This window comes from Hydrogenimonas thermophila (genome assembly GCF_900115615.1).
GTDB lineage: Bacteria > Campylobacterota > Campylobacteria > Campylobacterales > Hydrogenimonadaceae > Hydrogenimonas > Hydrogenimonas thermophila.
On the sequence record NZ_FOXB01000054.1, the window covers coordinates 1 to 10,865 of the forward strand.

General features: G+C 29.6%; 10 protein-coding genes and 3 pseudogenes. 11 read left to right on the forward strand and 2 right to left on the reverse strand.

From position 1 onward, the window contains the following. On the reverse strand, window positions 1-259 hold a 259-nt coding region (locus tag BM227_RS11510; RefSeq protein WP_143089743.1), incomplete at its 3' end, for a transposase family protein. Between the two features lie 223 nt (window positions 260-482). Between BM227_RS11510 and BM227_RS11515 the strand changes: the two genes are divergently transcribed. From BM227_RS11515 to BM227_RS13390, 10 genes and pseudogenes are all read left to right on the forward strand, one after another. Next, window positions 483-1,388 (forward strand): lipid A biosynthesis lauroyl acyltransferase, encoded by a 906-nt coding sequence (locus BM227_RS11515; protein ID WP_092914042.1) that lies wholly within the window; start codon window positions 483-485, stop codon window positions 1,386-1,388. Then, window positions 1,324-3,021, forward strand: a complete 1,698-nt coding sequence (locus tag BM227_RS11520; RefSeq protein ID WP_092914043.1) for a cytidylyltransferase domain-containing protein — start codon at window positions 1,324-1,326, stop codon at window positions 3,019-3,021. Before BM227_RS11515 ends, BM227_RS11520 begins: the two co-directional genes overlap by 65 nt. Next, complete coding sequence (locus BM227_RS11525; protein WP_092914045.1) at window positions 3,018-4,082, forward strand: N-acetylneuraminate synthase family protein; 1,065 nt, start codon at window positions 3,018-3,020, stop codon at window positions 4,080-4,082. Before BM227_RS11520 ends, BM227_RS11525 begins: the two co-directional genes overlap by 4 nt. Beyond that, complete coding sequence (locus BM227_RS11530; RefSeq protein WP_092914046.1) at window positions 4,075-5,100, forward strand: polysialyltransferase family glycosyltransferase; 1,026 nt, start codon at window positions 4,075-4,077, stop codon at window positions 5,098-5,100. Before BM227_RS11525 ends, BM227_RS11530 begins: the two co-directional genes overlap by 8 nt. 287 nt (window positions 5,101-5,387) lie before the next feature. Then, window positions 5,388-6,368 (forward strand): O-antigen ligase family protein, encoded by a 981-nt coding sequence (locus BM227_RS11535; protein WP_177202053.1) that lies wholly within the window; start codon window positions 5,388-5,390, stop codon window positions 6,366-6,368. Continuing rightward, a complete protein-coding gene (gene waaF / locus BM227_RS11540) occupies window positions 6,368-7,399 on the forward strand; it encodes a lipopolysaccharide heptosyltransferase II (RefSeq protein WP_092914050.1) in 1,032 nt (343 codons plus the stop codon). Before BM227_RS11535 ends, waaF begins: the two co-directional genes overlap by 1 nt. Next, window positions 7,396-8,475: a glycosyltransferase family 4 protein gene (locus BM227_RS11545; protein ID WP_218147959.1), complete on the forward strand. Its 1,080-nt coding sequence runs from the start codon at window positions 7,396-7,398 to the stop codon at window positions 8,473-8,475. The genes waaF and BM227_RS11545 overlap by 4 nt, the downstream gene beginning before the upstream one ends. After that, window positions 8,472-9,536 carry a glycosyltransferase gene (locus tag BM227_RS11550; RefSeq protein ID WP_092914051.1) on the forward strand — a complete coding sequence of 355 codons (1,065 nt, stop codon included), beginning with the start codon at window positions 8,472-8,474 and terminating at the stop codon, window positions 9,534-9,536. The genes BM227_RS11545 and BM227_RS11550 overlap by 4 nt, the downstream gene beginning before the upstream one ends. A gap of 1 nt (window position 9,537) precedes the next feature. Next, complete coding sequence (locus BM227_RS11555) at window positions 9,538-10,275, forward strand: polysaccharide deacetylase family protein (protein ID WP_092914052.1); 738 nt, start codon at window positions 9,538-9,540, stop codon at window positions 10,273-10,275. 120 nt (window positions 10,276-10,395) lie between these two features. After that, window positions 10,396-10,488 (forward strand): annotated as a pseudogene (locus BM227_RS13390) (transposase); the annotation flags it as partial. A 57-nt stretch (window positions 10,489-10,545) separates the two neighbouring features. On the opposite strand, the pseudogene BM227_RS13100 reads toward BM227_RS13390, so the two are convergent. Continuing rightward, a pseudogene (locus tag BM227_RS13100) lies at window positions 10,546-10,668 on the reverse strand (ATP-binding protein); the annotation flags it as partial. Here BM227_RS13100 and BM227_RS12825 point away from each other — a divergent pair. Further along, a pseudogene (locus BM227_RS12825) lies at window positions 10,639-10,865 on the forward strand (hypothetical protein); the annotation flags it as partial. The pseudogenes BM227_RS13100 and BM227_RS12825 overlap by 30 nt on opposite strands.

The following is a 10,865-nucleotide window of genomic DNA, read 5'->3' on the forward strand; positions in this document are numbered from 1 at the left end:
CTTTATCTACTATCTCAAAAAAATCATATAATCTTGATCTCCCAGGTATTCGTATAAACTCTACTCCTAGTAATTTTTTTATCTCCTTCCTTTTAGCATTTGCTTTCATCCATTTATATACCTCTATTGGATTCTTTGCTCCCATTAATATAGCTATTATCGATAAAAACATTATTACCGGCAAACTATACTGTCTTCCCTGTGGTCTTGCCTGTTCTGATATATGCTCTTTTAAAATTTTCAATAATTCTGGCTCCATTTTTTCTCCCGATATAAATATACTTTTTTGGCTTTATAGCAAAAAGTATTCCTTAGTATCGGAATGGGCTATTTATTTAAAAAATGGTTTTAGAAGTTTTGATTTAAGTGCTCTTTTTTAAAAGTAAAGGTATAATCAATATATCTCTTGAAAATAAGTTTATTAATTTAAAATAACAAATAACACTAGTTTATTTTCCATATATTTATTATAAAGTTTTAATATGACAATAGAACGAGTATATATATTGGTATTTAGATCATTTCAGTGGTTTGTATTAAATATACCTAAATTTATTAGAAAACCCATAATGAATATATTATCTTTCATAATATATTTATTTGATAAACGTCATAGGAATTATGCTTTAGCAAATCTTGACCTTGCATTTGGTGATTCAATGGATAAAAAAGAAAAAAAAGCAATAGCTTATAGTACATATAAAAACATGTTATATAATATAGCTGATTTTATAAAAAATCAGGGAGCTTCAAAAGAAGATATAATAAAAAAGGTAAAGTTTGAAAATGAAGATATTTTATTTAATATAAAACAAACAAAACAACCTGCAATTTTTATAACTGCTCATTATGGAAATTGGGAGTTATTATCTTTAGCACTTGCTACACAGCTTGAAAATGGTCTAAGTATTGTAGGACGACCTCTTGATTCAAAAGTAATGGATAAAATATTAAAACAAAATCGTGAACAATTCAATATACGTCTTATTAGTAAATATGGTGCTTTAAGATCTTTAATGCGTGAAATAAAAAAAGGAAGAAATATTGGACTTTTAGTAGATCAAAGTGTAAAACAACATGAAGGTATAGAGATAGAGTTTTTTGGACACAAAGCAACACACATAACTAGTGCGGCTCTTTTGGCAAGAAAATTCAAATTACCAATTATTCCAGTATTTATTACAACTCAAGATCACAACTCATATACACTTACTTTTTATCCTGCTATATATACTTTAGAAACAGATGATATGAATAAAGATATTCGTAAAAGTGTGGAAGCACAGGCAAAGATTACCGAAGATATTATTCGGAAAAAACCAGATGAATGGTTTTGGCAGCATAGAAGATGGAAAGAGTTCTATCCTGAAATTTATAAAAAGGCTTGATGTGAGTAATGTTTTAATAATTATACCTGCAAGAGGCGGTTCTAAAGGAATACCAAGAAAAAATTTACGAAATCTTGCAGGAAAACCACTTATAAAATATTCAATAGACACAGCTTTAAATTCTAAGTATCGTCCAGATGTTGTTGTTTCAAGTGATGACGATGAAATTTTATCAATTACAAAAAAAAGTGGTGCTATTCCTTTTAAACGAGACAAGGATAATGCAACAGATAAATCTACATTAGATCCAGTGATTTATGAAGTCTATACTGCAATGAAAGATAAATCAAAAAAAAACTATGATATTGTCGTTACTATGCAACCAACATCTCCTTTGTTAAAAACTTCTACACTTGATAGAGCAATTGAGAAAATATTAACTTCTCAAACAATAGATACTATTATCTCAGCTATAGATGATACTCATCTTACTTGGAAAAAAGTAGATGGGAAATATTTACCAAATTATGAAAAACGGCTTAATAGGCAATACTTAACACCAATTTATAAAGAAACAGGAGGATTTTTAATAACAAAAAGTAAATTCATTTCACCAAATAATCGCATTGGAAAAAGTGTTGATTTATTTTTACTCGAAAGTTCTGAAGCTATAGATATAGATACATATGAAGATTGGAACATTTGTGAATTTTATTTAAAACGTAAGAAAATACTTTTTGTTGTTTCTGGCTATCCTGAAATTGGATTGGGACATGTGTATAATACGCTTATAGTTGCAAATGATATATTAAATCATGATTTAAAGTTTTTAGTTGACAATAAAAGTCAGCTTGCATATGATATTGTAAATAGTAAAAATTATCCAGTTTACATACAAAAATATGATAATATCATTGATGATATTTTAGAACTTAGTCCTGATGTAATTATAAATGATTGTTTAGATACAGATAGTACCTACATTAAAAGTTTAAAACAACATAATATTAGTGTCATAAACTTTGAAGATCTTGGCTCTGGTGCAGAGTATGCAGACCTTGTTATTAATGCTATCTATCCTGAAAAAATGATTCTGCCAAATCACTACTATGGACCAGATTATGTTCTTCTAAGAGATGAGTTTATTCTTTCTGCCAAACATAAAGTCACTGAAAGTGTAACTAATGTTTTAGTAGCATTTGGTGGGGTTGATCCAAATAATTATACTTATAAAGTAATTAAATCAATTTATGACTATTGTATTGATAAAGAGATAACTATACACGTAGTTACTGGATTTGGATATGATAAATATGAATCTCTTAAACCTTTTGATAGAGTTAAAATACATAAAAATGTAAAAAATATTTCTGATTATATGGTTATGGCTAATATTGCTTTTATATCAGCAGGTAGAACAGTATTTGAAATAGCATCTATTGGAACGCCAAGTATTGTTTTAGCTCAAAATGAGAGAGAACTAAAACACTTTTTTGCATCTGAATCTAATGGCTTTCTTAATTTAGGACTTGGAACACAAGTCTCAAATCAAGATATTCTTTCTCATTTTAAAATACTTGTTGAATCAACATCAACTAGACAGTATATGCAAAATCTAATGCATAAACATGATTTAATTGGTGGTCGTAAGCGAGTTAACCTACTTATTAATCAATTTTTGGAGAAATTATGAAAATTTTAGAACTTTTTAACACTCATAACTATTGTAGTAATAAAATAATTCGTCCATATATAATAGCAGAAGCTGGTGTTAATTATGAAGGCAGCATGGAGTTGGCAAAAAGGCTTATTGATGAAGCCAAAGAAGGTGGTGCTAATTCTATTAAATTTCAAAGTTATAAAGCTCATACATTAGCTTCAAAACACTCTCCGGCTTATTGGGATACAACAAAAGAGCCAACAAAAAGTCAATATGAACTTTTTAAAAAACATGATAGCTTTTGGAAAAAGGAGTTTGAAGAACTAAAAAAATATTGTGATACAGTAGGTATAGAGTTTTTATCAACCCCTTTTGATATTGAGTCAGCCAATTTTTTAAATGATTTAATGGATGTTTATAAAATATCTTCTTCAGATATAACTAATAAACCTTTTATAGAGTATATTTGTAAATTTGGAAAACCTATTTTACTTTCAACAGGTGCAAGTGATTTTTATGAAATTGCACAAGCTTATCAATGGATACATCGTCATAACATTCCATTAGCACTTTTACATTGTGTATTAAACTATCCTACACCAGATAAAAATGCAAATCTTGGTATGATAAAAGGACTTTATAGTCATTTTGGCAAAGACTGTATTATAGGGTATTCTGATCATACCTTACCAAACTCAATGAAAAATCTTGAAATTGCTACATTATTAGGTGCCATAATCATAGAAAAACATTTTACTTTTGATAAAACTCTTCCTGGGAATGATCATTACCACGCAATGGATAAAGAGGATTTAAAGCAGTTCCATAAAAGATTAGATACGCTTTTTGAAATTATTGGTTCATTTGAGCTTGAATCAATAACTGATGAAGAGCCTGCTCGTAAAAATGCAAGACGAAGTTTAGTAGCTGCTAGAAATATTTCGAAGGGTAAAATAATAGAGGAAGAAGATTTGACATTTAAACGTCCAGCACATGGTATCTCTCCTCAGTTTATTGATGATGTAGTTGGGAAACAGGCAAGTGTTTATATTGAAGAAGATACACCTCTTACCTGGAATATGATAAATGTCTAAACGTGCTGCTGTATTTTTTATTGCATCGCCTTTACACTATCTTGCTGCACAAAGTATAATGAGACATTTTGAAAATGATGCTGATGGTTATATCTTTTATGTAAAACCTATGCTGGAAGAGATCATAGATAAAGCACAGTGGTTTGAGACTGCTTATATGCCATGGCCAAGGCATGATCCTTTACCTGGTCTTTTTGGACGAATGAGACGTATAAGAGAGAATCTACATAAAGTTGTAAGTAGAGTAAAAGATTATGAATCAATTCATATACATGCACATGAGTATGACACTGAAGCTTATAACTATTTTATAAATTTTATTCCTAAAGCAATAAGTGCTGATATTCATTTTAGAATAATTCCTGATGGTATTGCTAATCTTTCACTTCATCCACTCTCTTTTTCAAAATATGCTTGGCATTGTCTAAGAAAAGTAAGACAGATATTTTTATCTGAACTTAATTATAGATGCTTTAATGGAGATCGTTTAGGTACACAAGCAGATTTTATTGATAGAATATATGTTTTACCAGGATTTGATCATCCTTATGATTCATCAAAGGTCAAAGAACTTCCTTCTCTTATAAATTGTAAAGTTTCCAAGACTAAAATCAATAGAGAAAAAAGTGCTTTAATAGTTGGACAATGGTTAGTTGATTTTGGACAGTTAACTGAAAAGGAAGCTTTAGAGATTAAGTTATCCATATATAATTGGCTAAAAGAAAATGGTATTAAACAAATTTATTTTAAACCACATCCACGTGATAGCCGCTATGAACTGATGATGCCTGATTATAAGATAATTGATACAAAGAAACCTATAGAGTTAATTATGTCACAACAATATTTTGATATCGTTATTAGTGTAAATTCTACTGCATTATTTACAGCAAAAATGATTTATGGTGATTCAGCACGTGTATTATCATTTGGTCTATCTAAATTAAAGTTTAAGTCATTAAAAATGAGAAAAGGCTTAATAAAACAGATGGAAAAGTTAGGAATGGAGATTTTATGATATTGGCTTCTAAGTTTATGTTATTTGGTTTCTATCTATTTTCATTTTCATATGTACTTTCAAAGGCTTTTGCCAATATTTCTTTAGCAATATTTTTTATAGGTTACATTTGGACTTTAAAGATACAATGGCAACATTTTTTAAAAGATCCTCTTTTTAAACTTTCTATAATATGGTTTATATATTTACTTTTTGAGATTGCTTGGGGCACTTATCTTTATCCAAATACATTTTTATTACAAGCAAAAAACTTTTTTGTATTATTTAGTTTCAGCCTAATTCCTGGTGTGGCTTATATATTAAAAGGTAATCAGCAACGTGTTGTACTATCGCTTATACTTTTTCTTACAGGGTTTTTAATACGTTTATTTTATGATGCTAATATTTTATCTCCTGGACCATTTTTGGATTATAGAGAATATATTTTTAGTACAGATAAAAATTTTGCTGCAATTATTATAGATACTACAATGGTAGGAGTTTTACTTTTTAGTACATATTTTATTATTGATTTTATTCAAAAAAAAAATACAGTTGCTATTTATAATATTTTAATATCTTTAGTTGTACTTATTCCAACTATTTTAGCTTGGTCATCTCTAAATTCACGAGCGGCTTGGATTAGTTTAGCTATTTCATCCTTATTTATAGTAATAATTTTGATGTTTCAAACAAAGCAACAAGGTTTTACTAAAAAATATGCCATAGTATTTTTTATTTTTTTTATTTCAGTTATTTCACTTGCTTTATTGGTAAGAGGTGATATGATTATTTCAAAATTAACTTCTGAATCTAAAACTTGGCAGGCAATTTTATCTATGGATTTGGAAAATATACCAAAAACATCAATTGGTTTGCGTATCCATATGTGGCATTATGCTATTCAGTTGTGGTTACAACATCCACTATTAGGACATGGTCTTAATATAACTCATTTAACTTCTAATATTCCTGCAGAAATGGGATTTAAAGGTTTTGCTAACCTCCATAATGCATATTTAGAGATTTTAGCTCGTACTGGTTTGATTGGTCTTATTTTTTATATTTCTGCACTTTTTATTACACTAAAAGCAGTTTTTAAAGCCTATACCCAACACTATATTCCTCTGTTTTTGTTTATTTTTTTCATTGAAATTCTATTAATTTTTCTATTTAATAATGTATCAGTAGGATTCATTTTCTTTCAGCATGGATGGCAGTATATAGTACTTTTTGGTGGTATTGCATATAGTTATCGCTATGCACAGATGAAACCTGAAGGAGAATAATGAAGAGAGTTTTAATTGTACGAATGAGTGCCATAGGCGATGTAGTTTTTGCTTCTCCACTTATTGAAGCAATAAAAAAAGACTATCCTGATGCTAAGATTTTTTGGTTGGCTGAACCAATAGTTAAAGATCTTCTAAGGTGTGATACTGATATAGAAGAAGTTATTGAGTTCCCAAAAAATAGGTTTAAACAACTCTGGAAAGACAAGAAAATTATTACTCTTTTTAAAGAACTTAGTTACTTTTCAAAAAAACTGAAGTCTTATAATTTTGATACTGCAATTGATGCTCAAGGGTTACTTAAAAGTGCGATAATTGCTTGGTTTAGTGGTGCTCCAGTGCGTTATGGTTTTAAATCTAAAGAGTTTAGTCACCTTTTTCTTAATAAAGTAACAGATAAGGGTGGAAATAGTCAGCATATTAGCTCAGAATATTATCATCTTATACGTTTTATGGGGCTTGATAATTCAGTTTCACTCTCTCTTAAGCTCTGCTCAAAAGCTTATGATAATGCAGATATTTTAATAAAAACATACGATTTGAATAATGGATTTATAGCATTGACTCCATTTACTACGCGACCACAAAAACATTGGTTTCACGATTCTTGGAAAAAACTTATTCATATGTTACAATCGTACTTTAATCTACCAATTATAATATTGGGTTCTGAAGCAGATAAAGAGAGTGCACAGTATATTACTCAAGGAACATCAGCAATTAATTTAGCTGGTAAGACTAAAATTGATGAAGCTGCAGCACTTTTGAAAAAATCTTTATTAATTATTGGAGTTGATACTGGGCTTACTCATATGGCAGTTGCACAGATGAGACCAACCATAGCTCTTTTTGGTGCAACAGTTCCTTATACTAAGACAGATAATCCATATGTTAAGGTTATATACCATAAATTTGAATGCTCTCCTTGTCGCAGACGGCCTATATGTGCAAATAGATTTGATTGTATGCAAGCTATAAGTCCAGAGGAAGTGGTAGAGACAGCAAAATCACTTATTAAGGTAAATATATGACGATTTTGCATATAGAAGCAGGTAAAAATCTTTATGGTGGTGCAAAACAGGTAGCATATCTTATTGAGGAACTTCAAAAACGTGGAACTAATAATATTCTTATATGTCCTATAAATAGTGAAATAGCAAAAGTTTGTAAGCCTTTTTGCATAGTTGAAGAGATACAGATGAGTGGCGACTTGGACATTAGTATGATTTTTAGAATAAAAAAAATCATTAAGTTCCATAATGCAAATATCGTTCATGTTCATAGTAGACGCGGTGCTGATATAATGGGAATGGTTGCTGCTAAGTTATCAAAAACTCCAGTAGTTTTATCTAGACGTGTTGATAATCCAGAGCCTAAATTGTGGGCAAAGTTTAAGTACTCTTTTTATGACCATATAGTTACTATTTCAGAAGCAATCAGAAATGTATTGATCAGTGAGGGTGTTAAATCTGAAAAAATAACGACGGTTTATAGTGCTGTAGATAGTAGTATTTATGATAAACCATGTTCAAAAACTTATTTTTTACAAGAGTTTAAACTTCCTGAAAATACGAAAACAATTGGTGTAATAGCTCAATTGATTCCAAGAAAAGGACACAAGTATTTATTACAAATAGTACCTGATATTATAAAAATTTTTCCAAACCTTCATATTCTATTTTTTGGGAAAGGTCCTATAAAAAATGAGTTAGAAGATATTATAAAAACTAAGAATCTACAAAATAATGTACATATGATTGGTTTTAGAGATGATCTATTACAATGGATTGGATGTCTCGATCTGGTCGTTCATCCTGCACTAATGGAAGGTCTTGGTGTATCGCTGTTACAGGCTGCTGCAGCTGGTGTGCCAATAATAGCATCACCATTTGGAGGTATGCCTGAGATAGTTCACAATAATGTGAATGGTTTTTTGGTAGATCCACACGATAGTAAAACTTTATTCGAAAAAATTTCTTTACTTTTAAATGATCAAAATCTTTCAATAAAATTTGGTAAAGCAGGAAAAGAGATTGTAAAAAGCAAGTTTAGTATTGAAAGTATGGTAGATGGAAATTTATCTATATATAAAAAGGTTCTTTCATGAAGATTCTATATATTCTTCATAGCCATACATTAGGTGGTGCGGAAAAACATTTAATAACTTTAATGGATGGTGTAAGTAAGTATGGGATTACTCCAATTTATGCTGGACAAACTAATAGTTGGTTACACAAAGAAGTTCAAAAAAGAGGATATAGATTTTATAATGTACCAATGCATGGTTTTTACGATATTGTTTCTATGACTAAATTAGCTATGATTGCAAAAAAAGAGAGAGTTCATTTAATTCATGGTCATTTAACAAGGGGTGCATTTTATGCAGGTATAACCTCAAAACTGAGTCGTATTCCTTCTATTGCTACTGCACACTCAACCAATGCTGGTAAACATTTTGGACATGTTAAACATATTATAGCTGTAAGCGAAGCAGTAAAAAAATTTTTAATTCAAAAAGGTTATAGTTATACTAACATTACTAAAATATATAATGGTATTGAAGATCAATATGAAAACTCTTTCACAAAAAGAGCTGAAAATAGAGAATTATTTGAAATAAAGGATGACGAGATTGCACTTTGTGTTATAGGTCGTTTTTTAAAAGATAAAGGGCAGGATATAGCAATAAATGCATTGAAACAATGTAAAAGCAAGAATTTAAAACTTTTTTTAATAGGATATGATCAAACAGAGTGGGGAAAGAATATACACAAAATAGTTAATGAGCTTAATCTATCTTCTAAGGTTATTTTTACTGGACAAAAAGATGATATTCCTGCTTTATTATCTGCAATGGATATTTATCTTATGCCATCTAGACGAGAAGCTTTTCCTTTGGCTTTATTAGAAGCTTGTAGTATGCAAAAAGCAATTATAGCATCCAATGTTGGTGGAATACCAGAAATAATTGAAAATGATAATAATGGATATTTATTTGAATGTGAAAATATAAACGAACTCGCAAAAGCTATTGATATATTAGCAAATGATAAGTATAAACGCAAAAAGTTTGGTGATTTAGCAAGAGAAAAATTTATAGAAAACTTTACTTCAGAACAGATGATAAAAAATACTATAAATCTTTACCAAAAAATTATAGGGATATAATATGGCTGGAATTACAATTCTTATGTATCATCAAATAGGTAAATTCCCACCTATGAAAGATCATAGAGCTACCTACTGTGATATAAATAGGTTTAAACAACAAATGTGGTATTTGCATAAATTTAAATATAATGTAATATCATTAGATGAATTGGTTAATATTTTTCAAAATAAAAAAAGTATTCCCTCTAAAACTGTTGTACTTACATTTGATGATGGATATGAAAATTTTTTAACACAAGCAGTTCCAGTTTTAAGTAAATATAATTTTCCAGCCATTGTTTATGTGGTACCTTCATTAATTGGCAAAAAAGCAGAATGGCTTGCACTGGATGGACATCCTACTCCACAGATGTTAACACTTGAGCAACTAAGAGAAGTAAGAAATCTTGGTTTTCAAGTTGGATCGCACAATCTTGTTCATGAACGTATGGCTCAAAAAACACTTAAAGAGCAAATATATGAAGTTATAGAAAGCAAAAAAATTTTGGAAGAATTACTCCAGGAAGAGATAAAACATTTTTGTTATCCTTATGGAAGTTATAATATTGATTCTTTAAAAGCTGTAGAGGCTGGAAATTATACTACAGCAGTTACTTGTCAGCGTGCTGCTGCAACACCTGATTTTGATCTATTAGCTTTGCCTAGAAAAGCAATATCTTTTGGTGATACACTCCTTGGTTTTATTTTTAAACTTCATGCTAAAAATCTTCCCAAAAGTGTTCCTTTACATAGGTAAAGATTTATTTTTGTTTAATCTATAGGGTGTAATAACTATTTTTATAATTTAAATTTACCTTAACTTAAAGTTTGATTTGTCTTAGAATGTAAGTTAGTTTACACTATCGGAATGGGCTAACTACTTCGTAAAAGAGCTTTGATTGAGTCAATTAACGACTAACTTAAAAATATTGCTATGCTAGAGCATACAAGACATAGAAGTCCTATTAATGTGTCAAGTGCAACCCAAAAATGTACCACCCACACAAAGTGAAAATGCACCACTTTTTTACAAAGATTTATCCAGTCCTAAAAGAACACCAGCTTTTCTTTTCTGCTTAAGCCTGTAACTTTCACCTTGAATATTGAGTATATGGCTATGGTGAATAAGCCTATCAAGTATAGCTGTAGTATTGATAAAACCGTTGATAATCAAGAGACTACAACACATTACTATATATCAAATGAGTATAATGATGCTAAAACTTTTTTAACAAAAATTCTTTGTGAATGGAGTGTTGAAACAATGCACTTTTACAAAGATACTGCATTAAATGAAGATAAATGCAAAGTCAATAAAGGTGCTTTTGCATTATCTATTCTTAGAAG